Here is a 25,824-nt window from a genome sequence, read left to right as displayed (position 1 = left end):
TGAACAGCGGTGCGACAGAGGGTTGTCCGCGATCAGCCTTATGTCGGGAGACTGGCGCCGTCCCTGCTGAGGCGGGTACGGGCCGTCGCGTGAAGCGCGCGTCGGCGCTTGGGAGCGCTCTCTGCGCGGCGGAGGCAGCGGATACCCTGTACCGGCCCGGCTGCCCGTACGGGCACCTTCGCCTACGAGGAGCGCCCGCCTTGCCCGAGCAGTCACCTGGGCCCCGGCCCACGCTGGAAGCCGTCGCGGCACGTGCCGGTGTCTCCCGTGCCACGGCGTCCCGCGTGGTCAACGGCGGCGCCGGGGTGCGGCAGCCACTGGTCGACAAGGTGCTCAGGGCCGTGGAGGAGCTGCGGTACGTGCCGAACCACGCGGCCCGCACGCTGGTCACCCGGCGGACCGGCGCGGTCGCCGTGATCATCGCCGAGCCGGAGATCCGGATCTTCTCGGACCCGTTCTTCTCGCAGCAGATACGCGGCATCAGCAAGGAACTGACCGCCCACGACACCCAACTGGTGCTGCTCCTGCTCGAAGGCCCCGGCGACTTCGGGCGGATCGCCCGGTATCTGGCGGGCGGCCATGTCGACGGCGCGCTCGCCTTCTCGCTGCACATCGACGACCCGCTGCCCGCGATCATCCGCAGGTCGGGGACACCGACGGTGTACGGCGGCCGGCCGAGCTGGACGTCCGCGCCGAGCGACCAGGGCGTGCCGTACGTGGACGCGGACAATCGCGGCGGAGCGCGGGCGGCCGTGCAGTATCTGCGCGATCTCGGGCGCGAGCGCATCGCGCACATCGCGGGTCCGCGCGACCAGACCTCGTCCACGGACCGGCTCGACGGCTACCGCGACGTGCTGCTCGACGCCGACCCGACGCTGATCAGCGAGGGCGGGTTCACGGTGGAGAGCGGCGCGCGGGCGATGAAGGAACTGCTGGACCGGCGTCCCGATCTGGACGCGGTGTTCGCGGCCAACGACCTGATGGCGTCGGGTGCGCTGCGGGTGTTGCGCGAGCGCGGGGTCTCGGTGCCGGATGAGGTGGCGCTGGTCGGTTTCGACGACATGGTGTCCATCGCCGAGGACACCGACCCGCCGCTGACCACGATCCGGCAGGACGTGGAGGGGCAGGGGCGGTTGATGGCGCGGCTGCTGCTGCGGGGTCTCGACAGGGAGAGCACGGAGGCGCGGGCGCCGGCGTCCGTGATCACGCCGACGACGCTGGTGCGGCGGGCCTCGGCCTGAGGAGTGTCGTTCCGATCAGGCCGGAGACCCGCCGCGGTCGGGGGACGGCGGTTCGGGGATCAGCCCGTGCTGCTCGCCGTGGAGCGGGCGGGCACCGTGAGCGTCGTACCGTCCGAGAACGTGACCGTCCGCTCCGTCGACGCGAAGTTGTGCGCCGTGTACGTGCTCACCCCGCCCTTCGTGAAGACGGCCGAGGTGGGGATCGACCCGGTCACCGTCGGGTCGGGGGCGCCGACCGCGTCGAGGGTGCCGATCCAGTGGTGGACGTGGGCCTTGGACTCGCCCGCCTCCGGGGACAGCGCCGCCTGGCCCGCGTCCCATTTGGCCTTCGCCGCCGCCGGGTCGGCGATGGCCTCGAACTCCCAGAGGATGTCGCGCCATTCGACGGCGGGCCCGCCGTTCTCCTTCTCCATCTCGGCGATGTTGCGGCCGATGGCCTCCTTCTCACGGCCCAGGTGGAGTGAACCCCCGGTCACGGGAAGGACGTTGATGCCGTGGATCTCCTCGGGGTTGGCGGTCCACCAGGTGGAGTACGCACCGCCGCTGCCCCACACCATGCCGACCGTGCCGCGTGCGAAGTCCGCCGGGAAGACCTCCTGGTCGGCGTCGAACCAGTACTGGCCGATCGCCTCGGACTCGGTGGCCAGCAGATACGAACCCAGCTCGCGCAGTTCGTCGTTGCCCGTCGCCGAACCCCAGAGGACCAGTCCGGCACTGAGGTTGATGGACTCCGACGACGACTCCTGGTTGTTGCCCGCGGCGAAGCCCTGGTGGCCGGAGGCCCAGCTGTGGCCCGCGTACACGTCGAAGCCGCGCAGGAACGGGAAGTCGCTGTCCGTACGGCTCGGGTTGGCCGCGTCCCGTACCAGCGTCTCGACCATCCCGCCCCAGGCGGACTCCGCCGCCCACGCCTGGTCGTACTGGGCGACGATCGCCGCCGCGTAGACGTAGTAGCTGTAGTGGAAGTGGTGGTCGTTGAGTTCGGTGTCGCTGCCGTACGACGCCGGGTATCCGGTCAGCGTCTTCCAGTCGTCGTCGTAGCTGAACTCACTGGCGCCACCCGCCGTGAACCACTCCTCAAGACGGCCCTTCAGCAGGTCCACGATTCTGTCGCGGGTCGCGCTCTCGCCGATCTGGTCGGCGATCGGGGCCAGTTGGGCGAGCCGGCCGAGCGCCTTGCCCGTCCAGTAGGTGTCGGTCGCGCCCGAGAACGGGTCGCCGGCGTTCACCACGTCGTCCAACTGCGCCTTGAGCGCCGCCGCGTCGACCCCGTTCGACTTGGGCAGTGCGGGCAGGACACCGGACGCCTTCTGGCGGGTGGTGAAGGACGTGGACTCGCGCACCTTCATCGTGCCGCGCGGTGACACGTAGGTGTACGGGGTGAGTTGGTCGGTGGTGTTGAGCCACTGGTGCCGGTAGAGGGCCTGGAGGGTGCCCGTCTCGGTGCCCTCCTGCGGCTCGGTGGTGAGGGTGTACGTCGCCTCGACGTCGCCGCCCCCGGCGTTCCAGCTCGTCGTGGAGCCGGTGACGAAGCTGAAGGCGTACTTGGTGTACGTCGCGAGCGCGTCCTCGGACGGCAGGAGCGCGAGCGAGAAGTAGTCCTTCGCGCCGAGTCCGGCCGTGAGGGTGGAGCCCGAGACCGACCAGTCGCTGCCGGTCGGCGCGAAGAGCGCGTAGTGGTGGCCGGAGACGGTGATGCCGAGGACGTTGCCGTCGTCGGCGAAGACGGTCGGTGCGGCGGCGGTGGTGATGCTGGCGTCGCCGCCGGAGCCCTTGGCGTACACGTAGGGCATGCCGTGGCCGATGGTGGTCCGCAGCGTGCGGGTGCCGTCGGACCAGTAGGGCGTGACGGTCCAGTCGGACCAGTCGTCGGCCTTGGTGTCCGGGGAGTTGAGGCCGGACAGGCCGAGGGTGAGATCGGCCTTGTGCGCGTACTCGTACTGCCGGCCGTCACCCACGATGGCGGGGGTCGTGGGATAGCCGACCTCCAGTCCGCCGGCGGTGGCCTGGTAGGTGAGCGGGTGGCCGTACATCGGGGTGGAGTACGGGTTGTCGCCGTACCGCTGATAGGCGAGCGAGGTCCACCAGTCGTTGGTGGGCACCGGCCGGTCCTTGGCCGCCTCGGTCAGCTTGGGCGTGACCGGGGCGCCGACGTTGTTCGTCGGCCCCGACGTGCCGGCGGGGCGGGTGTCGGAGTAACTGCCGGAGCCGACAGGGATGTTCGCGGCCGACGCGGGACCGGCGGCGGGACCGAGTCCGACGGCGGCCATGGCGGTGACCAGAACCAGCACCGAGGCCGGTCGTCCGGGGCGGGAGGTGGGCATGGACGGCACCTCGAAGTCATGGGGGGGAAGGGGGTCCGAGAGCGCTCTCAGATGCAAAGGAACGTAAAACTTCTGAAACGTAAGTGTCAATAGACCTGACAGAGAAGGCAGTTGTGTGTCGGTCAACGCCGTTGTGCGTTCGAGTCTTGACGGCTGGACACAACCGGAAGGCCGCCCCTGTGCTGGGCTACGACGACGGTCGCGTCCCACTCCTCGGACGTCACGACCCGTGGTGCGAGTCCGTCGCCGCCGACCGTGCCGACGGCGTCCGGCACCTGGCGCTCACTGGTCTCGAACAGCAGATGTCCGCCGGGTGCCAGCCAGCGGGACGCCTCGGCGCTCACGCGCCGCAGGACGTCGAGCCCGTCGGCGCCGCCGTCGAGCGCCACCAGCGGCTCGTGGTCGCGCGCCTCGCTCGGCAGGAGTCCGACCTCTTCGGTGGGGACGTACGGCACGTTGGCGAGAAGGATGTCGATACGGCTCCGAAGGTCGTCCGGCAGCGCCTCGAAGAGGTCCCCTTCGAGGACCGTGCCGCCCGGGGCGATGTTGCGGCGGGCGCAGGCGACGGCGGCCGGGTCGATGTCGGAGGCGTACAGCTCGACGTGGCCGTGCGCCGTCGCGAGCAGCGCGGCACCGAGCGCGCCGGAGCCGCAGCACAGGTCGACGACGACGGCGGGCCGTCCGGCGGTGGCCTGGTGGGCCAGGGCCGCCGCCTGCCGTACGAGGAATTCGGTACGGCGCCGGGGGACGAAGACCCCGGCGTCGACGGCGATCCGCAGGCCGTAGAACTCGGCCCAGCCGATGACATGTTCCAGGGGCAGTCCGGCGGCGCGGCGGCTCACCATGTCGGTGAGGTCGGCGGGGGTCCGCGCGGCGGAGACCAGGAGCCGCGCCTCGTCCTCGGCGAAGACACAGCCGGCGGCGCGGAGCCTGGTGACGACGGCGGGGAGGGAGGGCAGTGCGGAGGAGAACGACAAGGAGCGTGTTACCGACATGGAAACCTTTCGGGGCGCTGACGGGCGCTCCGGCGGTCTCAGCCTGTCGGAAGGACCGCGCGGCCGTGGGAGGGGAGCACCCGGCCTGACACTGCGGTAATGGGTCCCACCTCCTCCGGTCGTGCTGTACGTAGGCCGGTCACAGTACCCCACCGGTGCCCCTCGTGGTCCTCGATCATCTTTCGCAGTAGTGGTGAGACAGCAATACTGTCGGTATGGACACAGAGGCCGCAGGGGAGAGCGCGACCGAGGCGGGGGCCGGGCCCGGGGAGCCGACGCTCACCGTCGACGAGCTGGCCGCGCGGGCCGGTGTCACCGTGCGCACCATCCGCTTCTACAGCACCCGCGGTCTGCTGCCGCCCCCGGTGATCGGGCCGCGCCGGGTCGGCCACTACGGCCCTGACCATCTCGCCCGGCTCGCACTCATCGAGGAGCTTCAGCACCAGGGCATGACCCTCGCGGCGATCGAGCGGTATCTGGAGCAGCTGCCGCCGGACCTGAGCGCGAACGACCTGGCGATCCACCGGGCGCTGGTGGCGACCTGGGCGCCGGACTCGGCGGAGGACGCGACGCGGGCGGAGCTGGAGCGGCGCGCGGGACGCGCCCTGGCCGAGGACGACGTCGACCGGCTCGCGGCCATGGGCGTCCTGGCGCGTGCCGAGGCTCCCGGCCGCTACCGGGTCGATCCGGGGCTGCTGCGCCTCGGCGTCGAGCTGCTGGACGTGCCGATCGCGCACGAGACGATCCTCGCCGCCCGTACGGTCCTGCTGGAGCACACCCGCTCGGCCGCGCACCAGTTGTCGCGGCTCTTCCGGGACGAGGTGTGGAGTCCGTACGAGGGGAGCGAGCCGGACCCGGAGCGGGTGGCCGCTATGAAGTCGCTGTCGGCCCATATGCAGCCGATGGTCGTGCAGGCGCTGGTGACGGCCTTCCAGCGGTCGCTGAAGGAGGAGTTGCGGGCCGCGTTCACGCAAGGGTGACGCGGCCCGCACGAAGGGATCAGCCGTCGTGGTACGTCTCGCCCCGCTCCGCCTTCGCCACCAGCGACGCGGGCGGCGCGAAGCGCTCCCCGTACGTCGCGGCCAGCTCACCCGCCCGCGCGACGAAGCCCGGCAGGCCGCCCTCGTACCCGTTGATGTACTGGAGCACTCCACCGGTCCAGGCCGGAAAGCCAATGCCCATGATGGAGCCGATGTTGGCGTCGGCGACCGTCGTCAGGACGTTCTCGTCCAGGCAGCGCACGGAGTCCAGCGCCTCCGAGAAGAGCATGCGCTCCTTCAGGTCGGTGAACGACACGTCCACCTCCGGCCTGGTGAAGTGCTCGCGCAGGCCCGGCCAGAGGCCGGCGCGGCTGCCGTCCTCGGCGTAGTCGTAGAAGCCCGCGCCGCCGCTGCGGCCGGTGCGGCCGAAGTCCTCCACCATGCGGTCGATGACCACGTCCGCCGGGTGCGGGATCCAGGTGCCGCCCGCCTCCTCGACCGCGCGCCGGGTCTCGTTCCGGATCTTGCGCGGCAGGGTGAGGGTCAGCTCGTCCATCAGCGAGAGGACCTTGGCGGGGTAGCCGGCCTGCGCCGCCGCCTGCTCGACGGAGGCGGGCTCGACGCCCTCGGCGACCATCGCGACGCCCTCGTTGATGAAGCGGCCGATGACGCGCGAGGTGAAGAAGCCACGCGAGTCGTTGACGACGATCGGCGTCTTCTTGATCTGCCGTACCAGGTCGAAGGCGCGCGCGAGTGCTTCGTCGCCGGTCTTCCCGCCCTTGATGATCTCCACGAGCGGCATCTTGTCGACAGGTGAGAAGAAGTGCAGACCGATGAAGTCGGCGGGCCGGGCGACTCCTTCGGCGAGGGCGGTGATGGGCAGCGTCGAGGTGTTGGAGCACAGCAGCGCGTCGGGCTCGACCACGTCCTGGATCTCCTGGAACACCTTGTGCTTGAGCGCCGTGTCCTCGAAGACCGCCTCGATCACGGCGTCGCAGCCCGCGAGGTCCGCCACCTCGCCGGTGGGGGTGATCCGCGCGAGCAGCGCGTCCCGTTCGGCCTCGGTCCTACGGCCCCGCGCGACCGCCTTGGTCAGCAGCTTCTCCGAGTACGCCTTGCCCTTGGCCGCCGCCTCGGCCGTGACGTCCTTGAGAACGACGTCGATACCGGCGCGGGCGCAGGAGTAGGCGATTCCCGCTCCCATCATCCCGGCGCCGAGGACGGCGACCTTGCGCACCGGGCGCTTCTCGGTGCCCTGGGGACGGCTGGCACCCGAGTTGACCGCCTGGAGGTCGAAGAAGAACGCCTGGATCATGTTCTTGGCGGTCTGCCCGGTGACCAGTTCGGTGAAGTACCGGGCCTCGATGGTCTGCGCGGTCTCGAAGTCGACCTGCGAGCCCTCGACGGCGGCGGCGAGGATGTTGCGGGGGGCGGGGTAGGGCGCGCCGCCGGTCTGCTTCCGGAGGTTGGCGGGGAAGGCGGGGAGGTTGGCGGCGAAGCGCGGGTTGGACGGCGTACCGCCGGGGATCCTGTAGCCCTTGACGTCCCACGGCTGCCAGGACTCGGGGTGGGCGTCGATGAAGGCGCGCGCCCTGTCCAGCATCTCCTCGGTGGTGGCGGCGACTTCATGGACGAGGCCGCTGTCCAGCGCGCGGCGCGGCGAGTACTGCGTGCCCTGGAGCAGCACCTTGAGGAGCGCGTCGGAGATGCCGAGGAGCCGTACGGTACGGGTGACGCCGCCGCCCGCGGGCAGCAGGCCGAGGGTGACCTCGGGCAGGCCGATCTTCGAGCCGGGCGCGTCGAGCGCGACGCGGTGGTGGCAGGCCAGGGCGATCTCGTAACCGCCGCCCAGGGCTGCGCCGTTGATGGCGGCGACGACAGGCTTGCCCAGTGTCTCGATGGTGCGCAGGGCGCGCTTGACGGCCAGGCCGGCGTCGAACGCCTGCTGGGCGTCGCCCGGACCGAGCTTGATCATGTCCTTGAGGTCGCCGCCGGCGAAGAAGGTCTTCTTGGCGGAGGTGACGATGATGCCGCGGATACTGTCCTTCTCGGCCTCCGCGCGTGCCGCGATCGCGGCGATCGAGGTCCGGAAGCCCTGGTTCATGGTGTTGGCCGACTGGGCGGGGTCGTCGAGGACGAGGGTGACGACGCCTGTCGCGTCCTGCTCCCAGCGGATGGTGGTGGACTCGCTCATGCTGCTGCTCCGTAGAGATGCGTGGGGAGAGGACGGAAGGTCAGACGCGTTCGACGATCGTGGCGACACCCATGCCGCCGCCGACGCAGAGCGTGACGAGGCCGTACCGCTTGTCCCGGCGCTCCAGTTCGTCCACGAGGGTGCCGAGGATCATCGCGCCGGTGGCGCCGAGCGGATGGCCGAGCGCGATGGCCCCGCCGTTGACGTTGACCTTGTCCAGGGAGAGCCCCATGTCGGCGACGTAGCGCAGGACGACGGCGGCGAACGCCTCGTTGATTTCCACGAGGTCGATGTCGTCGATGGTCAGTCCGGCCTTGGCGAGTGCCTTGCGGCTGGCGGGCGCTGGGCCCGTGAGCATGATCGTGGGCTCGGAGCCGGACACGGCGGCCGAGACGATACGGGCGCGCGGCGTCATGCCGTACCGCTCGCCGGTCTCGCGCGAGCCGATCGCGACGAGGGACGCGCCGTCGACGATGCCGGAGGAGTTGCCCGCGTGGTGGACGTGGTCGATCTTCTCGACCCAGTGGTACTTCTGGAGCGCCACCGCGTCGAATCCCCCGAGGTCGCCGATCTGCGCGAACGAGGGCTTGAGCGCGGCCAGCGAGTCGGCGGTGGTGCCGGGGCGCAGATGTTCGTCGCGGTCGAGGACGGTGAGTCCGTTGGCGTCGCGGACGGGGACGACGGAGCGGGCGAACCGGCCGTCCTTCCAGGCCGCCGCCGCGCGCTCCTGCGACAGCGCGGCGAACTCGTCGACGTCGCGCCGCGTGTAACCGCCGATGGTGGCGATCAGGTCGGCGCCGATGCCCTGGGGGGCGAAGCCCACCCGGAAGCTGGTCATCGGGTCCATCGCCCAGGCGCCGCCGTCGGAGCCCATCGGCACGCGCGACATCGACTCGACGCCACCGGCCAGGATCAGGTCCTCCCAGCCCGAACGGATCTTGGCGGCGGCCAGGTTGACGGCTTCGAGGCCGGAGGCGCAGAAGCGGTTCTCCTGGACGCCGGCGACGGTGTCCGGCAGCCCGGCGGCGACGGCGGCGATCCGCGCGATGTCGGAGCCCTGGTCACCGAGCGGGCTGACGACGCCGAGGACGATGTCGTCGATCGCCGCCGGGTCCAGGCCGGGGAACCGGTCGCGCATCTCGTGGATCAGGCCGACGACGAGATCGATCGGCTTGGTGCCGTGCAGGGCACCGTTGGCCTTGCCGCGACCACGCGGGGTGCGGATCGCGTCGTACACATACGCTTCGGTACTCAAGACGGCGGCCTTTCGGGGTCGTTGGGGGTGGTGGGGTTCGCGCTGCCGCTGCGGAGGCTCGGTACGTCCCAGTCCTCGGCGATCCGCCCGGCGTCCGCCCCCGGCAGCGCCGGCGCGCTCCGTACGGAGGTGGGCGTCGCCGAGAAGCGCGGCGCGGGGGCGGGCTGCGTGATGCCCGCGTGGTCGGTGAAGGTGCCGCGGGCCACGAGGTGCGGGTGGGCGGGCGCTTCGCGCAGCGACAGTACGGGCGCCACGCAGGCGTCGGACTCCTCGAAGACGGCCGTCCACTCGGCGCGGGTCTTCTCCTTGAACCGGGCGGTGACCGCGGCCTTCAGCTCGTCCCAGCGGGCGAAGTCCTTCCGGGCGGGTACGTCGTCCTTGATGCCCAGCAGGTCGATGAACTCGTTGTAGAAGCGCTGCTCCAGCGCCCCGACGGCCATGTACTCGCCGTCGGCCGTCTCGTAGTTGCCGTAGAAGGGGGCTCCGCCGTCCAGCAGGTTCGCCCCGCGCCGGTCCTGCCAGCCGCCGGCCGCCGACATCGCGTGGATCATCGTGGTCAGATGGGCGGCGCCGTCGACGATCGCCGCGTCCACGACCTGGCCGGTGCCGCCGGGTGTGCGGGCGTGCTGGAGGGCGGCGAGGACGCCGATGACGAGGTAGAGCGAGCCGCCCGCGTAGTCGCCGACGAGATTGGCGGGGACCGTGGGCGGCCGGTCGGCCTCACCGAACATGGAGAGAGTGCCGGCGACGGCGATGTAGTCGATGTCGTGCCCGGCGCGCTGGGCGAGCGGGCCGTCCTGGCCCCAGCCGGTCATCCGGCCATACACCAGGCGGGGGTTGCGGGCGAGGCATTCGGCGGGGCCGATGCCGAGGCGTTCGGCGACGCCGGGGCGGTAGCCCTCGATGAGGATGTCGGCGCGCTCGACGAGGTCGAGGACGCGGGCGGGTCCTTCGTCGTCCTTGAGGTCGACGAGTACGGAGCGTTTGTTGCGGTTCATGAGGTCGTACCGGGGGTCGATCCCGAGCCCGGCGCCGCCCGGCCGGTCGACGCGTACGACATCGGCGCCGAGGTCCGCCAGCTGCATGGCGGCGAACGGGCCCGGCCCGATACCGGCCAGCTCGACCACCCGCACCCCGGCCAGCGGGCCGTTCGTTGTCGCTGTCATGGTGAGCCCCCAGCGGTGTGACACCAACGATGTAACAGCAGTGATGTTAGGAACGCCCACCAGTCCGCACAAGCCCACGGGGCCGCTCGGCAAGCAAGCGCTTGTTCCTGTCAATGGTCGCAGACTTCCACACGAAGACAGCGCTCCCCCGGTCCGGCGCCGCGGGCGACAGGTACTAGCCTCGGCCCCCGGTACGGCACCGACAGCGGCACGGCTCGAACGGCGGAGACTCGATGAACAGGCAGAACGGGGCAGAACGCCCGTACGACGTGGTGCTCTTCGGGGCGACCGGCTTCGTCGGAACGCTCACGGCCGAATATCTCGCCCTGACCGCGCCCGAGGGCTGCCGCTGGGCGGTGGCCGGCCGCGACCGGACCAAGCTGGAGAAGCTGCGGACCCGGCTGGCCATGCTCTCCCCGCGCTGCGCGGACCTTCCGCTGCTGGTCGCCGACTCCTCCGACCCCTCGTCGCTGCGGGCGCTCGCCGAGTCCACCCGCGTGCTCGCCACGACCGTCGGTCCGTACGTCTGGCACGGGGAGGACCTGGTCGCCGCGTGCGCGGAGGCCGGGACGGACTACGCGGATCTGTGCGGCGAGCCGGAGTTCGTCGACCGGATGTATCTGGCGTACGAGGACCGGGCGCGGCAGACCGCGGCGCGGCTGGTGCACGCCTGCGGGTTCGACTCCGTACCGCACGACCTGGGCGCGTACTTCACGGTCCAGCAGCTGCCTGCCGAAGTGCCGCTGCGTATCGACGGGTTCGTCCGCACCAACGCGTTCTTCTCGGGCGGCACCCTCGCCTCGGCCCTCAACGCGGTGAGCCGTGGCCGGCAGACCATGGAGGCCGCGAAGCAGCGGCGGCTGCACGAGCCCCGGCTGGTCGGCAGGCGGGCCGTCGGGGCGCTGGGCACGCCGCACTTCAGCAAGGAGACCGGCGCCTGGGCCCTGCCGCTGCCCACGCTCGACGCCCAGGTGGTGGCACGCTCGGCGGCGGCACTGCCCCGGTACGGCCCCGACTTCCGCTACCGGCACTTTGCGGCGGTCAAGTCGCTGCCGGTCGCCCTGGGCGGCACGGTGGCGGCGGGAACGGGCGTCGCGCTGGCGCAGGTTCCGGCGGTACGGCGGGCGCTGATGAACCGTTTCGAACCGGGCTCCGGGCCCAGCGAGGCGCGCAGGAGCGCCAGTTGGTTCACGGTGCGGTTCGTGGGCGAGGGCGGCGGGCGCAGGGTGTTCACCGAGGTCGCGGGCGGTGATCCGGGTTACGACGAGACGGCGAAGATACTCGCCGAGGCGGCGCTGAGCCTGGCGTTCGACCCCCTTCCCCCCACGGCCGGCCAGGTCACCCCGGCCACCGCGATGGGCGACGCGCTGCTGGCCCGGCTGCGGTCGGCCGGGATGACGTTCCGGGTCGCGCACTCACGCTGATCCCCCAGGGGGTGTCTTGTCGATCAGGCCCCGCTCCCTGATCCGGCCTGATCGGCAAGACACCCCCTAGGGCGCCCCCGACGGAATCTGTGGCCTGGCGTCGGCCGTACGTCGGGGGGAGCTGACCGTGGGGAACATCGTGTCCGTGGCCGTCGGGGCCGGTTTCGGGCTCATGGACCGTCCGGCCCACGGACGGCAGGGACGATCGCAGAGCCGAGCACCGGGAGAGCGCGGCGGCCCGTCCCCAGCACGGGCCGCCGCGCTCGTACGGGACCCGCCGTCGGCGTCCCCCGGTGCGCGGTGGGTCAGGTCGGTTCGGTCGGTTCAGGTCATGTGGCTGGTGAGGAAATCGCGCAGCAGAGGCGCCAGTGCCGCCGGGTCGAACTGGTGGCTCTGGCCCGGCAGTTCGCGGTATTCGGCGTGGGGCAGCAGCTCGGCGGCCGACCTTGCACCCGACCGCATGAAGGGCTCGCTCTCACCGCCGCAGATCACCAGCACCGGCGCGCTCACGCCGCTCCAGAGACCGGCCGGGAGTGGGTTGCCGGACATCGTGTCGCCCATGACGAGGCCGTCGTACACGAGGGTGTGGGCGATCTTCTCCATGTCCGCCCAGGACGGCGGCTGGATCTCGCCCTCCGCGGTCCCGGCCGCGGGCTGGTTCTTCATGGCGTCGACGTACTCGGCGGGTATGCCGACCGCGTCGGTCAGGAACAGCCCCACGGCCTGGTCCCTGCGGCCCGCCGCCACGGCGGTCCTGATCCGCTCGACATAGTCGGCGGGCAGCGGCGGGCGGCTGTCGTCGACGATGAACGGCGGCTCGTACACGGCGACTTGGCTGACCTTCGCGCCGAGCGCGTCGGCCGCCGCCAGCGCGAGCGCGGCGCCGGACGAGAAGCCGAAGACGGCGGACCGTCCGCCGTGCGCGTCGATGAGCGCGTCGATGTCCTCCACCTCGCGCGCCACGGCGTAGGGCTCGGTGTCCCCGCTGCGGCCCCGTCCGCGTCTGTCGAAGTCGACGACGGTGAACCCGGTGGCCAGCGGCGCGCCGATGGCGGAGTCCTGCGGGCCGGTGCCGGTGCCGAGTGCGCCGGTCACCGGGATCAGGACCGGTCCCGTGCCGCTCGTACGGTAGGCGATCGATGTGCCGTCCTTCGACGTCACCGTGCCCGCTGTGCCGGTCATGGCGTGGCCCCTTACGTATGGCTGTCCGCTTTCAGAGGGGCAGACCGGGGCACCGCGCGAAACTCATCGCTGCGCGCGGGATCAGTTTCCGCGCGCGTCCCGCGTCGCCGCGCGCAGCGCCTGACGGCAGAGCGTGTCGGCGCGGCGGGTCGTCTCCGGGATGCGGAAGTCCGGGGACAGCCGCAGGGTGTGCGCGCAGGCGGTGTCGAGGCCGGTCCGGTGCCCGACCGAGACGAACACGGGCTTCACACCGTCCTGCGTACGCAGCGCCCGGCCCACCTCCTCACCGCCGTCGGCCAGCAGCGGCGAGAAGTCGCCACGCCGGGCGCCGGGCTGCTCGTACGAGAAGGTGAACGGGTTCTTGGCGACACCGATCACGGGCAGCCCGGTCAGCACCCCGAGATGGCTGGCGAGCCCGAAGCGGCGCGGGTGGGCGCGGCCGTAGCCGTCGCAGACGACCAGTCCGGGGTCCGACGACAGGCCGTCGAGGGCGGCGAGGACGGTCGGGACCTCCCGGAAGGCGAGCAGCCCCGGTACGTACGGAAAGGCGACCCTGCCGACGGCGGTCGCCTCGTCGACGACGGCGAGGGTGGCCGCGTCGAGGACGACGGCCGCGGCGGCGACGATGTCCCGCTCGTCGTCGTACGCGACGTCGACCCCGGTCACCAACCCGGTCCCGGCGGCCGGCCCCGCCTCGTCGAGCACGACGCGCTCGCGCAACTCGTCCTGGATCGCCCTGGCTTCGGCCTCGTCGGCGGGTGTCCTGATCGTCGTCATGGTGCGCCAAGACTATGGCGTGTCCGCCGGCCTCATCGCGAGCCGCCGATCACCCGACCCGCCGGTAACGAAAACGGTGACGTAGGTCACGCCGTTCGCCGAGCACTCTTCAGTGCGCTGCGTCGTCCTTCCCTGTAGCGGAGGACACTCATCCGCCCGAGCCGTGCATAAGGGGAGCTGGCCTTGTCCAACGTCATCGAGCAGGCCCTGCAAGCCCGGCTGGTCGCCTCGGCGCCGCAGCTGGAGACCGTTCCCGCGACCCTGCGCTACGACGGCGAGGATCCGTTCGCCGTGCGGATGGCGTTCCCGGCCACGGCGACGCTGGAGGGCACCGAGGTGGCCTGGGCCTTCTCGCGCGAACTCCTGACCGTCGGGATGGACGAGCCGGCCGGGCTCGGTGACGTACGGGTGCGGCCGTTCGGCTACGACCGTACGGTCCTGGAGTTCCACGCCCCCGAGGGCGTCGCGATGGTCCATGTCCGCACCTCGGATGTGCGGCGTTTCCTGGACCGTTCGCAGACCGTCGTTCCCGTCGGCCGCGAGCATCTGTACCTCGATCTGGACCACGACGTCGCCGAACTGCTGCGCGACGCCTGCTGAGCCCCCGCCGTAAAACGCGTTGCCCGCGCATCCGCGCCCTCGTACGGTGTTCAGCAGCCCTGTTGTCACCGAACGGAGTGGGACGTTGATCTTCTGAGGTCCTGAGACACCGTGCGGCGCGGCCCTCTGCCCGCGCGCACCGCGTGTGACCTCGGCTGTCGAGCCGTCCTTTCCCGGTGCCGTCCGCCGGTGTCTCCCACCGTTGCCCCGCTTTCCTTCGCAGCAACCTGGAGACCTCCATGTCTACATCCCCCCATGTCACGTGCTCCGCGCTCTCCTTCGCCTGGCCCGACGGGTCCGTCGTGTTCGAGGACTTCGACCTGGCCGTCGGCCCCGGCAGGACCGGTCTGGTCGGGGTCAACGGGTCGGGGAAGTCAACGCTGTTGAAGCTGATCGCCGGCGCGCTCACGCCGACCGGCGGCAGGACGAACACGGTGGGTGAGATCGGCTACCTCCCGCAGGACGTCGTGCTGGCCACCGGTCTCCGCGTCGACCAGGCGCTCGGTATCGCCGGTACCCGCGCCGCGCTGCTCGCCGTCGAGGCGGGAGACGCGAGCGAGGAGAACTTCGCCGCGATCGGCGACGACTGGGATGTCGAGGAACGGGCGCGCGCCACCCTCGACCAGCTCGGTCTCGGACACATCGGACTCGACCGGACCATCGGCGAAGTGTCGGGCGGCGAGTGCGTCCTGCTGCGGCTGGCGGCCCTGCTGCTGGCCCGCCCCTCGGTGCTGCTGCTCGACGAGCCGACGAACAATCTGGATCTGTACGCACGCAGACGGCTCTACCGGACCGTCGACGCCTGGTCGGGCGTGCTGGTCGTGGTCAGCCACGACCGTGAACTGCTCGATCTCGTCGACCGGATCGCCGATCTGCGGGACGGCGACGTCACCTGGTACGGCGGGAACTTCTCCGCGTACGAGGAGGCGCTGGCCGTCGAGCAGGAGGCCGCCGAGCGCATGGTGCGCGTCGCCGAGAGTGACGTACAGCGGCAGAAGCGCGAACTGACGGACGCCCACGTCAAGTTGGCCAGGCGCAAGCGCTACGGACAGAAGATGTGGGACACCAAGCGCGAGCCGAAGACCATCATGCAGGAGCGCAAACGCCAGGCGCAGGTCTCGGCGGGCAAGCACCGCATCATGCACACCACAAAGCTCGCGGAGGCGAAGGAGCGGCTCGACCAGGCGGTGGAGGCGGTACGCGACGACGACGAGATCCGGATCGAGCTGCCCGCCACCGAGGTGCACCCAGGCGTCGGAGTGCTGCGGCTGCGCGAGCTGGAGCTGCGGTACGGTGCGCGGGCCGACGGCGAGTTCACCGTCCACGGCCCGGAGCGGATCGCGCTGGTGGGCCGCAACGGGGTGGGAAAGACAACGCTGCTGCGGACGGTCGCAGGGGAGCTGGCGCCGGTCTCCGGCGAGGCCGAGGCCCTGGTACCGACGCGCTTCCTGCCGCAGCGGCTCGATGTCCTGGACGACACGCTGTCCGTGGTGGAGAACGTGGCGCGGTTCGCGCCCGCCGCCACGCACAACGAGATCCGGGCGCGGCTCGCCCGCTTCCTGTTCCGGGGCACTCGGGCGAACCAGCCTGCCGGGACCCTGTCGGGCGGGGAGCGGTTCCGCGCGTCGCTCGCCGCCCTGCTGCTGGCGGAGCCGGCGCCCCGGCTGCTGATGCTGGACGAGCCGACGAACAATCTCGACCTGGCGAGCGTGCGCCGGCTCACGGCGGCGCTGGGGTCGTACCGGGGCGCACTCGTCGTGGCCGGCCACGACGTGCCGTTCCTGGAGTCGATCGGCATCACGCGGTGGCTGGTGCTGGACGGCGAGCTGCGGGACACGACGGTGCGGGAGGTACGGGCGGGACTGCCGTCGGCGGGCGCGTCAGGCACCTCCTGAGGTGCCGTCCCGGGGTCCGTCCTGAGGCTCGGGAGAAACACGTGAGGCCGATCGGAAATCCGGACAGAGGCTGTCTGGATTTCCGATTAGCTTCGGGCCCATGCCTCAGAACATCACCATCGTGGGCGCCCGTGAGAACAACCTCAAGGACGTCTCACTGACCATCCCAAAGGACCGGATCACCGTCTTCACCGGGGTCTCCGGGTCGGGCAAGTCCTCGATCGTCTTCGACACCATCGCCGTGGAGTCGCAGCGCCAGCTCAACGAGACCTTCACGACGTTCATCAGGAACCGGCTGCCCAAGCACGAACGCCCCCATGTCGAGGCGATCGACGACCTGTCGGTGGCGATCGTCATCGACCAGAGACCGGTCGGCGGCAACATTCGCTCCACGGTCGGCACGATGACCGACATCTACTCGGTGATCCGGGTGCTGTTCTCGCGGTACGGCACGCCCAGCGCGGGGGCGGCCACCGCGTACTCCTTCAACGACCCGTCCGGCATGTGTCCCGAGTGCGACGGCGTGGGACGGGTGGTCCGGCTCGACCTCGACCGTGCGGTCGACTGGTCGAAGTCCCTGAACGGGGGCGCGCTGCTGCTGCCGGGGCTGACGGTGGGCAGCTGGGAGTGGAATCTGTACGCCGGGTCGGGGCACTTCGACCCGGACAAGCCGATCGACCGGTACACCGCCGAAGAGCGCCGACTGCTGCTCCACGGGGGTGACTTCACCGTCAAGGTGGAGATGCGGACGGGCTCGGCCGATGTCAGGTTCGAGGGTGTCGTGGGCCGTTTCACCCGGCTTTTCCTCAAGCGGGACACGGCCAACATGTCCGAGAAGCGCAGGGAGGCGGCGAACCGGTTCACCGCGCAGCGGGTGTGCGACGCGTGCGGCGGGGCGCGGCTCAACGAGGCGGCGCTCGCTACCCGTATCGACGGCCTGGGCATCGCCGACTACACCCGGATGGAGGTCGCCGACCTGGTGGATGTGCTGGCACGGATCGACGACCCGGTGGCGACGCCGATCGCCGACGCCGCGCGCGCCCGGCTCGACCGGCTGGTGGGGATCGGCCTCGGCTATCTGAGCCTGGACCGGGAGACGAGCACGCTCTCCGGCGGTGAGGGTCAGCGGCTCAAGATGGTGCGCCATCTGGGGAGTTCACTGACGGGGCTGACCTTCATCTTCGACGAACCGAGCGTCGGCCTGCACCCGCGCGACGTGGGACGGCTGAACGATCTGCTGCGGCGGCTGCGCGACCGGGGCAACACGGTGCTGGTGGTGGAGCACGATCCGGACGTCGTGGCGATCGCCGACCATGTCGTCGACATGGGGCCGCGGGCGGGCGCGGACGGCGGGCACGTGGTGTTCGAGGGGACGGTGGAGCGGTTGCGGGACGCCGGCACGCTCACCGGTCGGCATCTCGTGAGCCGTACGCCCCTTAAGGGCGTCTTCCGCTCCCCCACCGGCCAACTGCCGGTACGCGGAGCCGCGTTGCACAATCTGAAGGGCATCGACGTACGGTTCCCGACAGGGGTGCTGACGGCGGTGACCGGCGTCGCCGGGTCGGGCAAGTCGACGCTGGTCTCGCAGGTCTTCACGACGGCGCACCCGGACGCGATCGTCATCGACCAGACCGCGATCACGGCCTCGTCGCGGTCCACCCCGGCGTCGTATCTCGGCGCCATGGACATCATCCGTAAGGTGTACGCGAAGGAGAACGGTGTCGAGCCGGGCCTCTTCAGCTTCAACTCCTCGGGTGCGTGCGCCGGGTGCGCGGGGCGCGGGATCATCTACACCGACCTCGCGTTCATGGATCCGGTGACGACGGTCTGTCAGGTGTGCGAGGGGCGGCGGTTCAACGACGACGTACTGGCGCTGCGGGTGGGCGGCAGGTCGATCGTCGACGTACTGAACATGACGGCCGCTCAGGCGATCCCGTTCTTCGGGGAGTTCGGCGCCGACCGGGCGATGCTGCGCAAGCTGCGGACACTGAACGACGTGGGGCTGACCTATCTGACGCTCGGTCAGCCGCTGAGTTCGCTGTCGGGCGGGGAGCGGCAGCGAATCAAGCTGGCGACCCAACTGCACCGTACGGGCAGCGTGTACGTCCTGGACGAGCCGACCACCGGGCTGCACATGGCGGACGTGGGCACCCTGCTGGCGCTGCTCGACCGGCTGGTGGACGCGGGGAACTCGGTGATCTGCGTCGAACACAACATGGATGTGGTCAAGCGCGCGGACTGGGTGATCGACCTGGGCCCGGACGGCGGGAAGCACGGCGGCGAGATCGTGTTCGAGGGCACTCCGGCCGAACTGCTGCGCCATCCCAAGTCGTTCACCGCCGAGTATCTGCGACGGGAGGTCGGGGCGTGACGGCGCCTCTCCGGTGATTCGCGGGCGGGCTCCGGGTGACCGGCTCCGGGAGGCGGGGCAGGGCAGGCGCGAAGGGTGCGTGACCTGCCTCTCGGTGCGGCCATCTGACCTGCGCGCATAACCGCAGGTAACCGGTCATCGCGGATCCGGGCTTGGCTCTCCGCTTACCGCACCCTTAACCTACGGTCACGTAACCTACGAACCCGTAGGTACTACTCCCGTCCCCAGGAGCATCCGTGACACTCACCTCTCCCCATCTCGGCAGTTCGGAGGCGTGGAGCGACGCCCGCCTGCTGTACGCGCTGGAAGAGGTGGTGGAGAAAGAACTCAACCGCCATCTCAAGGTCGCCAAGGACTGGATGCCGCACGAGTACGTGCCCTGGTCCGACGCCCGCAACTTCCCCGGTCTCTTCGAGGACGGCACGGCCTGGGAGCCGCAGCAGTCCAAGGTGACCGACATCGGCAAGATCGCCCTCGTGGTGAACCTGCTGACCGAGGACAACCTCCCCAGCTACCACCACGAGATCGCCAGCCTCTTCGGCCGCGACGGAGCCTGGGGCACCTGGGTGCACCGCTGGACCGCCGAGGAGGGCCGGCACGGCATCGTGATGCGCGACTATCTGCTCGCCTCGCGCGCCGTGGACCCGGACAAGCTTGAGCAGTTCCGGATGACGCACATGTCGGAGGGCTTCGAGTCGGACAACCGGCACTCGATGCTGCACTCGGTGGCGTACGTCGCCTTCCAGGAACTGGCGACCCGCGTCTCGCACCGCAACACCGGCCACCAGTCGGGCGATCCGGTCTGCGACCGGATGCTGGCGCGTATCGCCACCGACGAGAACCTGCACATGGTCTTCTACCGCAACCTGCTCGGCGCGGCGTTCGAGATCGCCCCCGACCTGACCATGCAGTCCGTACGCGACGTGGTCGTGAACTTCCGGATGCCGGGACACGGCATGCCGGGCTTCGAGCGCGCCGCCGCGCAGATGGCGATCGGCGAGATCTACAACATGCGCATCCACCACGACGACGTACTCCAGCCGGTGCTGCGCTATCTGAAGGTGCTCGACGTCGACGGGCTCGGCCCCGAGGGGCTCAAGGCGCAGGAGGAGCTGGGTCTCTACATGGGCGGGCTCGACGCGGAGGCAAGCAAGTTCGACGAGAAGCTCGCCGCCCGCAAGGCGCGGATGGCAGCGCGCGCGGGCAGCTGATCTCGGGGGTCACGGCGGTCGCGCCGCCCTGCGCCGTCGGGGGTCACCGCAGGTTCATCACGTGCCCCACCAGGGTGTGTTGACTCCGAGAGGGAGCTCCCCGCGGGTGTTCGAATCGGGCATCGTACGCTTTACGCCGTGAAGCCCGTCACCCGTCTCTTTCTCATCGGCGCACCCGTCGTTGTCGTCGTCTCCGTCATCTTCGGCGGAGGCGGCGACTCTGGCGTTCTGGCCGACGATCCGCCCGCGAGCGCGGCGAGCGCCGCCCCCAATCCCCTCGCCTCCGGAAGCGCGGACGAGCAGGCGGAGCTGGAGGAGCGGATCAGGAAGATGCCGCCGGGTCTCGCCGCCCCCGCGAAGAAGGAGACGGCCGCCCGGATCATCGCGAGCGCGGAGAACTCCACACTGGACTGGCGCAGTCAGTACGACGCGATCGAGGACCTGGACGACGGCAACGGCTACACGGCCGGGATCATCGGATTCTGCTCGGGCACCAACGACATGCTCCAGCTCGTCGAGGACTACACCAAGAGCCACCCGGACAACCCGCTGGCGTCGTACCTCCCGGCGCTGCGCGAGGTGGACGGCACCGACTCGCACGAAGGACTGGATCCCGGCTTCACGGCGGCATGGGCGGAGGCGGCCGAGAGCCCCGACTTCCGCGAGGCCCAGGACCGGACCCGTGACCGGGTCTACTTCGACCCGGCGGTACGGCTGGCGAAGATGGACGGCCTGGGCACCCTCGGCCAGTTCATCTACTACGACGCGATGGTGCTGCACGGGCCCGGTCTCGACACGGGCGGCTTCTACGGCATCCGGCACGCGGCGATGAAGAAGGCCAGGACGGCGGCCGAGGGCGGTTCGGAGAAGGAGTATCTGAACGTCTTCCTCGACCGGAGCAGGCTCGTGATCAAGACGAAGGTCACCGAGACGCAGCGGGACACCTCACGTATCGACACGGCGCAGCGGGTCTTCCTCAGGGAGGGCAACATGGAACTCGCGGGGCCGCTGCGCTGGAAGATGTACGGAGAGCCGTTCGAGCTTCCCGCTCCCTGACCCTCTGTGTACGGGACGGAATCAGGCGGTCAATCAGGCGGTCCTGGACGCCACCGTCCCAGCCGCGAGGCCACGGCCCCCGGCGGCACCGCGGCGGCGCAGGCGCTCGCGCTCCTTCTCCGAGAGCCCGCCCCACACCCCGAAACGCTCGTCGTTGTCCAAGGCGTATTCAAGGCACTCCAGCCGCCCCTCGCAGGCACCGCAGAGCTGCTTCGCCTCGCGGGTGGACGAGCCGGGGGCCGGAAAGAAGAACTCGGGGCCGGTCTGGGCGCACAGGGCGTTCTCCTGCCAGGCGAGTTCCCGCCCCGTGCGCCCGGTGATGCTGGTGAGGGTGTTCGTGGGATTGATCGGCATGGCACACACGCTGCCTGGTGCCGATAAACATTCGATCAACGACCTGTTGGCAACCGTCCGAAAGACTGCCTTCAGGCGTCCTGCGAGAAGCCCTGCATCAGCGCAAGACGCGCGCCGTACGGGTCGGTCAGGACGGCGAAACGGCCGACACCCTCGATGTCCGTGGGCTCCTTGACGGTCGTGCCGCCGAGCCGGTCCGCGTTCGCCACGGCAGCATCGCAGTCGGCCGTGCCGAAGTACAGGAGCCAGTTCGGCCCTGTCGCGGGATCGCTCTCGGTGGGGACGATCCCCCCGAACATGCCGTCCGGGCCCTTGCCCGCGGGGTGGACCATCAGATAGTCGCCCCCGCCTCCGGGCATCGGCATCGTGCTCGTCTCCCAGCCGAAGACGGAGCCGTAGAAGCCGGTGGCGGCCTTCGTGTCCGGCGTGGACAGCTCGGCCCAGCAGAGGCTGCCCGGACCGTCGGTGGCCTCCAGGCCGGTGTTCTTCCCCGGCTGCCAGGTGGCGAAGCCGGCCCCGGCCGGGTCGGCGCAGAGCGTCATACGGCCAAGGTCCTCGACGTCCATCGGCTCGTTCACGACCGTGCCGCCGTTGTCCTTCACGGCCGTGGAGGTGGCGTTGGCGTCGGCCGTCTGGAAGTAGACGGTCCAGGTCGGCGGGGCCTGTTCGGCGGGGAGCTGCATGGCCCCCGCGACGGTCTTGCCGTCCAGCTGGAACATGCCATAACCGCCGAATTCGGGGCCGGCCGACACATGGTTCCAGCCGAAGACGCCTCCGTAGAAGTTCTTCGCGCCCTCGATGTCGGGCGTGGCGAGATCCGCCCAGTTCGGTGATCCCGGTACGTAACGGGTGGTGAGCATCGTGACTCCTTCGAGAGTCCCCCCGTGCGCTTTCCCTCCCGAGTCTGCTACTGATCGGGGCCTCTCGCATGTGTACGACGGGCGACCCGCGTCGGCGCCGGACGCGGCGCCGGACCGGCCGTGCGGCGGCCCGTCCGGCGGCCGGTCCGACGCTCGATGTCACGCGTCTCGCGATGCCGGCCCGTCGGTCAGTGACCCGCGTGGGCGCCCTGCGCGGCGTCCGCACCCTTCGCGGCGTCCGCGTCCTTCTCGGCCGTCGGGTGGTGCGGCTCGTAGCCGGGAATCGTGCCGTCCGGCTTGGCGATCAGGAACAGGCCCGCCATGCCCTGGTCCGAATGGCTCTGCACATGGCAGTGGTACATCCAGGCACCCGCGCCGACACCCTCGCCCGCGATGATCTGGAGCCCGAAGGAGTCGGCGGGCCCGGTGATCTTGTTGTCGACGATCCGGCTGGTGTCACCGGGGCCGCTGAGCAGCCCGGTCCTGTTGTCGGCCCAGCGGTGACCGTGGATATGGAACGTGTGGTAGAACTCGCCGTGCGTGATCATGACGACTTCGAGCCGGTCGCCCACCGTGGCCTCGAAGTTGGGGCTCTGAGCACCCGGCAGATTGTTGATCTGCATGTCGTTGAAGACGATCGTGAACTGCTTGTCGGGCAGAATGTCACCCTCCCGGCGGACCACGAGGCCACCGTAGAGGCCCTGCTTGATGCCGCCCGTGCCGTGGTCCGTGCCGACGACATGGTCGTGGTAGTGCCAGTAGCCGGCACTGCCCTCGCGGTACGTGCCGTCCGCGCGCTTGCCGGGCCTGTGGGTGCGCCAGGTGTAGGTGCGCTTGCCACCCGGCGCCACATGACTCTTGTTCATACGGGTGCCGTCGCTGGCGATGTCGTAGTCGACCCCGTGCACATGCAGGCTGGCGTCGACGTCCGTGAGGTTCGTGAACTCGATGTGGACGGTGTCGCCCTCGACGATGTCGATCAGCGGACCGGGGATCGTCGCCTTGCCCTTCTCGAAGCCGTAGCCGATCTTCCCGGTGCCCAACCGCTCGGCCACCATCGTGAGATGGTGCACCTTGCCGCCGGCGGGTGCTCGCTTCGGGCCCTCCGCCACCGCCATCGGCGCGGGAGCGGCCGAGGAGGCCGAGGCAACGGACAACGATGTCACGCCAGTTGCCGCGACTGCGCCTCCGGCCATCAGGCGCCGGTTGAAACTCCGTCTGTCCATCGCCATGCCGAACTCCCCACATGCGGTGCTGAGACTGTCGGGACACAGTGAAGCCCCTGGGACGGCCACACGGTAGCTCGGGGATCTTCGTTTATCCACACTCAGGACAAAGTTAGTTCCATTCTGGTGATACCTCTTGGCTCACCACCGAAAGAGGTCTAGCTTCACGCCTGTTGCTGTGACCAAAGATGGGTGGGTGAACACATGCAGCGCGTACCACATCGCCGGTCAAGATCCCGGCGCGCAATGGCCGCGGCCGTGGTGGCCGGGACGATGGCCGCGTCTCTGCTAGGCGGAAACGCCATGGCGGGTCCGTACCCGGAGCCGCCGTCGACAACGTTGTCCCTTCCTTCGCCGCCCGGCGGCGGCAAGACCGTGAAGGTACTCGTCTTCTACGGCTCGACGTCGGAGGAGTCTCCGATCGTCAACGCCGGAATCGAGGCGATCGAGAAGATCGGCCTCAGCGCCCCGACCGGACAGCGGTTCCAGACCGAGACCAACGGTGACGGTTCGGTCTTCACCAACGCCACCAAACTCGGCACGTACAACGCGGTCGTCTTCCTGACGGGCGGCGGCGATGTACTGGATCCCGAGCAGGAAGCAGGACTGGAAGCCTTCGTCGAAGCCGGCGGAGGCTTTCTCGGTATCCGGGACGCGGCGCGCACCGAACCGTACTCGGACTGGTTCACCGGACTGATCGGCGCCCGTCCGAAGGAGACGAGCCCGGACAACGTCCAGCGCGCGACCGTCGAGGTGGGTGACCGTCAGCACCCCGCGACCAAGAACCTCCCGAAGGAGTGGAAGCGCTCCGACAAGTGGTTCAACTGGGACAAGAACCCGAGCGGCGACGTGCACACCGTGGCCCGCGTCAGGGAGAGCACCTACAAGCCGGGTGAGGGCGCCAACGGCGCGGACCACCCCGTCTCCTGGTGCCGCGACTACGACGGCGGCCGGTCCTTCTACACCGGCATGGGCGCCACCGTCGACTCGTACTCCGAGACCGACTTCCGCGACCACCTGCGCGGCGCCCTCCTGTGGACCACGCGCCTCTCGCGAGCCGACTGCAAGGCCACGATCAACGCCAACTACACGGCCGAGCGGGTGACCCAGCCCAACAAGCCGGGCGAGTCGGACCAGATCGGCGAGCCGCACGGCACCGTCGTGGCGCCGGACGACCGCGTCTTCTACATCGGCCGCGGCGGCGGCGACAACACCCAGCCCGTCGTGACCGACTGGGCGAACCCGGACATCGGCAAGGGCGAGGGCCAGATCCACGTCTACGACCCGAAGACCAAGCAGGTCACCAAGGTCGGCGGCCTGACCATCTTCGGCAACAAGGGCGGCGGCGACGAGCTGGTCAAGAACGAGGAGGGTCTGCTCGGTATCGAGCTGGACCCCGACTTCATGACCAACGGCTGGGTGTATCTGCACTACACACCCCACTCCGAGATCAACCGTGACACCCGGATGGCGGAGCGCCGCGTCTCGCGTTTCACGCTGGACCTCGCGACGAACAAGCTCGATCTCGCCACCGAGAAGACGCTGCTCGCCTGGCCGGTGCAGATCAACAGCTGCTGTCACTCGGGTGGCGGCATGGCCTGGGACTCCAAGGGCAACCTCTACATCGCGACCGGGGACAACAACTCCTCGCAGTTCAGCCAGGGTTACTCGGGCAACAACCCGGAGCCGAACTACAAGGGCGTCTCCTTCGCGGACGCGCGCCGTACGGCCGGTAACACCAACAACCTCAACGGGAAGATCCTGCGGATCCACCCCGAGGCCAACGGCACGTACACCCTGCCCGAGGGCAACCTCTTCACGGGTGAGGAGACCGCCGAGGGCGGCGGCAAGACCCGCGGCGAGATCTATGTGATGGGTGTACGCAACCCGGCACGCATCTCGGTCGACAAGAAGACCGACACCCTGTACGCGGGCTGGGTCGGCCCCGACGCGGGCGCTCCGAGCACCACCTGGGGCCCGGCCAAGTACGACACCTTCGCCGCCATCACCAAGGCTGGCAACCAGGGCTGGCCGTACTGCATGGGCAACAAGCAGCCGTACCGCGACCGCAATCTGCCGGACCCGACGAAGCCGCTCGGCTGGTACAACTGCGACGCGCCGAAGAACGAGTCCCCGAACAACGACGGGCTCGTGAACATCCCGCCGATCACGGGCAACACCATCTGGTACTCGCCCCAGGGCGGCGCGCCGGACTACCCGCGTGACGCGAACGGCATCCCGAGCTACAAGGCGGAGGAGGCGACCTTCCTCCTGCCGTGGCTCAAGGGCGGTGGCCAGGCGACCATGAACGGCCCGCTCTACCGGTACGACGCCGCCAAGGCGACCGCCGAGAGCTGGCCGTCGTACTGGGACGGCAAGTGGTTCGTGGGCGACTTCTACGACCAGACCCAGCCGCGGCACGCGGTCGAACTCGACCCCAGGACCGCCGGCAACGGCGGACTGCCCGTGCACGCCGAGTCGCTGAAGAAGATCATTCCAGTCGGTGACAGCGGCATCCGCAACCTCATGGACTGGAAGTTCGCTCCGGACGGCTCACTCTACGTACTCGACTATGGGCGTGGCTTCTTTACTTCGGACGCGAAGTCGGCACTGTGGCGTGTGACGTACAAGGGCGGCGAGGCCACTCCCGCCGCCGCGGATCTGGCAAGGAAGGCGGCGCAGTGAGACAGAGTGGCGCAGTGAGAAAACGACC

Annotated in this window: 19 protein-coding genes; 9 read left to right on the top strand and 10 right to left on the bottom strand. The window is 70.0% G+C overall.

What is annotated here, in order from left to right:
- The first annotated feature begins 200 nt into the window (after positions 1 to 200).
- A complete protein-coding gene (locus ACIBLA_RS04735; RefSeq protein WP_363244826.1) occupies positions 201 to 1,241 on the top strand; it encodes a LacI family DNA-binding transcriptional regulator in 1,041 nt (346 codons plus the stop codon).
- A 59-nt stretch (positions 1,242 to 1,300) separates the two neighbouring features.
- On the opposite strand, the gene ACIBLA_RS04730 is transcribed toward ACIBLA_RS04735, so the two are convergent.
- Together ACIBLA_RS04730 and ACIBLA_RS04725 are read right to left on the bottom strand one after the other, a co-directional pair.
- Positions 1,301 to 3,565 carry a glycosyl hydrolase gene (locus tag ACIBLA_RS04730; protein ID WP_363244827.1) on the bottom strand — a complete coding sequence of 755 codons (2,265 nt, stop codon included), beginning with the start codon at positions 3,563 to 3,565 and terminating at the stop codon, positions 1,301 to 1,303.
- Positions 3,566 to 3,687: 122 nt separating this feature from the next.
- Positions 3,688 to 4,560 (bottom strand): putative protein N(5)-glutamine methyltransferase, encoded by an 873-nt coding sequence (locus ACIBLA_RS04725; protein ID WP_363244828.1) that lies wholly within the window; start codon positions 4,558 to 4,560, stop codon positions 3,688 to 3,690.
- Positions 4,561 to 4,775: 215 nt separating this feature from the next.
- On the opposite strand from ACIBLA_RS04725, the gene ACIBLA_RS04720 reads away from it, so the two are divergent.
- On the top strand, positions 4,776 to 5,540 hold the full coding sequence (locus tag ACIBLA_RS04720; RefSeq protein ID WP_363244829.1) for a MerR family transcriptional regulator: 765 nt from the start codon (positions 4,776 to 4,778) through the stop codon (positions 5,538 to 5,540).
- Positions 5,541 to 5,559: 19 nt separating this feature from the next.
- Here the strand turns inward: ACIBLA_RS04720 and ACIBLA_RS04715 are convergent, their stop codons facing one another.
- Genes ACIBLA_RS04715 through ACIBLA_RS04705 form a run of 3 tightly spaced genes read right to left on the bottom strand, consistent with a single transcriptional unit; the run spans position 5,560 to position 10,155 of the window.
- Positions 5,560 to 7,734 (bottom strand): 3-hydroxyacyl-CoA dehydrogenase NAD-binding domain-containing protein, encoded by a 2,175-nt coding sequence (locus ACIBLA_RS04715; protein WP_399197733.1) that lies wholly within the window; start codon positions 7,732 to 7,734, stop codon positions 5,560 to 5,562.
- A 40-nt stretch (positions 7,735 to 7,774) separates the two neighbouring features.
- Complete coding sequence (locus tag ACIBLA_RS04710; protein WP_363244832.1) at positions 7,775 to 8,989, bottom strand: acetyl-CoA C-acetyltransferase; 1,215 nt, start codon at positions 8,987 to 8,989, stop codon at positions 7,775 to 7,777.
- Positions 8,986 to 10,155 (bottom strand): CaiB/BaiF CoA-transferase family protein, encoded by a 1,170-nt coding sequence (locus tag ACIBLA_RS04705; protein WP_363244833.1) that lies wholly within the window; start codon positions 10,153 to 10,155, stop codon positions 8,986 to 8,988. The genes ACIBLA_RS04710 and ACIBLA_RS04705 overlap by 4 nt, the downstream gene beginning before the upstream one ends.
- 233 nt (positions 10,156 to 10,388) lie before the next feature.
- Between ACIBLA_RS04705 and ACIBLA_RS04700 the strand changes: the two genes are divergently transcribed.
- The gene (locus tag ACIBLA_RS04700; RefSeq protein ID WP_399197732.1) at positions 10,389 to 11,579 is read left to right on the top strand and encodes a saccharopine dehydrogenase family protein; all 1,191 of its coding nucleotides are present in this window, start codon (positions 10,389 to 10,391) and stop codon (positions 11,577 to 11,579) included.
- A 324-nt stretch (positions 11,580 to 11,903) separates the two neighbouring features.
- Here the strand turns inward: ACIBLA_RS04700 and ACIBLA_RS04695 are convergent, their stop codons facing one another.
- Together ACIBLA_RS04695 and ACIBLA_RS04690 are read right to left on the bottom strand one after the other, a co-directional pair.
- A complete protein-coding gene (locus tag ACIBLA_RS04695; protein ID WP_399197731.1) occupies positions 11,904 to 12,761 on the bottom strand; it encodes an alpha/beta fold hydrolase in 858 nt (285 codons plus the stop codon).
- An 81-nt stretch (positions 12,762 to 12,842) separates the two neighbouring features.
- The gene (locus tag ACIBLA_RS04690; protein WP_399197730.1) at positions 12,843 to 13,538 is read right to left on the bottom strand and encodes an endonuclease V; all 696 of its coding nucleotides are present in this window, start codon (positions 13,536 to 13,538) and stop codon (positions 12,843 to 12,845) included.
- A gap of 183 nt (positions 13,539 to 13,721) precedes the next feature.
- Here ACIBLA_RS04690 and ACIBLA_RS04685 point away from each other — a divergent pair, with 183 nt between their 5' ends.
- The 5 genes from ACIBLA_RS04685 to ACIBLA_RS04665 all read left to right on the top strand — a co-directional run bounded on the left by ACIBLA_RS04685 (position 13,722) and on the right by ACIBLA_RS04665 (position 20,671).
- Positions 13,722 to 14,138 carry an SsgA family sporulation/cell division regulator gene (locus ACIBLA_RS04685; protein ID WP_363244839.1) on the top strand — a complete coding sequence of 139 codons (417 nt, stop codon included), beginning with the start codon at positions 13,722 to 13,724 and terminating at the stop codon, positions 14,136 to 14,138.
- A gap of 239 nt (positions 14,139 to 14,377) precedes the next feature.
- A complete protein-coding gene (locus ACIBLA_RS04680; RefSeq protein WP_399197729.1) occupies positions 14,378 to 16,033 on the top strand; it encodes an ABC-F family ATP-binding cassette domain-containing protein in 1,656 nt (551 codons plus the stop codon).
- Positions 16,034 to 16,133: 100 nt separating this feature from the next.
- Positions 16,134 to 18,404, top strand: a complete 2,271-nt coding sequence (locus tag ACIBLA_RS04675) for an ATP-binding cassette domain-containing protein (RefSeq protein WP_399197728.1) — start codon at positions 16,134 to 16,136, stop codon at positions 18,402 to 18,404.
- Positions 18,405 to 18,640: 236 nt separating this feature from the next.
- On the top strand, positions 18,641 to 19,615 hold the full coding sequence (locus tag ACIBLA_RS04670; RefSeq protein ID WP_363244842.1) for an acyl-ACP desaturase: 975 nt from the start codon (positions 18,641 to 18,643) through the stop codon (positions 19,613 to 19,615).
- A 138-nt stretch (positions 19,616 to 19,753) separates the two neighbouring features.
- Positions 19,754 to 20,671, top strand: coding sequence for a chitosanase (locus ACIBLA_RS04665; protein WP_363244843.1), 918 nt, complete (start codon positions 19,754 to 19,756; stop codon positions 20,669 to 20,671).
- 33 nt (positions 20,672 to 20,704) lie between these two features.
- On the opposite strand, the gene ACIBLA_RS04660 is transcribed toward ACIBLA_RS04665, so the two are convergent.
- The 3 genes from ACIBLA_RS04660 to ACIBLA_RS04650 form a co-directional block, all read right to left on the bottom strand.
- Positions 20,705 to 21,025: a WhiB family transcriptional regulator gene (locus ACIBLA_RS04660; RefSeq protein ID WP_399197727.1), complete on the bottom strand. Its 321-nt coding sequence runs from the start codon at positions 21,023 to 21,025 to the stop codon at positions 20,705 to 20,707.
- 71 nt (positions 21,026 to 21,096) lie between these two features.
- Complete coding sequence (locus ACIBLA_RS04655; protein WP_399197726.1) at positions 21,097 to 21,885, bottom strand: VOC family protein; 789 nt, start codon at positions 21,883 to 21,885, stop codon at positions 21,097 to 21,099.
- A 188-nt stretch (positions 21,886 to 22,073) separates the two neighbouring features.
- Positions 22,074 to 23,111: a multicopper oxidase domain-containing protein gene (locus ACIBLA_RS04650; protein WP_363244877.1), complete on the bottom strand. Its 1,038-nt coding sequence runs from the start codon at positions 23,109 to 23,111 to the stop codon at positions 22,074 to 22,076.
- Positions 23,112 to 23,315: 204 nt separating this feature from the next.
- On the opposite strand from ACIBLA_RS04650, the gene ACIBLA_RS04645 reads away from it, so the two are divergent.
- Positions 23,316 to 25,796 (top strand): ThuA domain-containing protein, encoded by a 2,481-nt coding sequence (locus tag ACIBLA_RS04645; protein WP_399197725.1) that lies wholly within the window; start codon positions 23,316 to 23,318, stop codon positions 25,794 to 25,796.
- The last annotated feature ends 28 nt before the right edge of the window (positions 25,797 to 25,824 follow it).

This window comes from Streptomyces sp. NPDC050433, from assembly GCF_044458565.1.
Classification (GTDB): Bacteria; Actinomycetota; Actinomycetes; order Streptomycetales; family Streptomycetaceae; genus Streptomyces.
The sequence above is the reverse complement of the archived record's forward strand: the minus strand, read 5'-3'. Positions and strand labels throughout refer to the sequence as shown.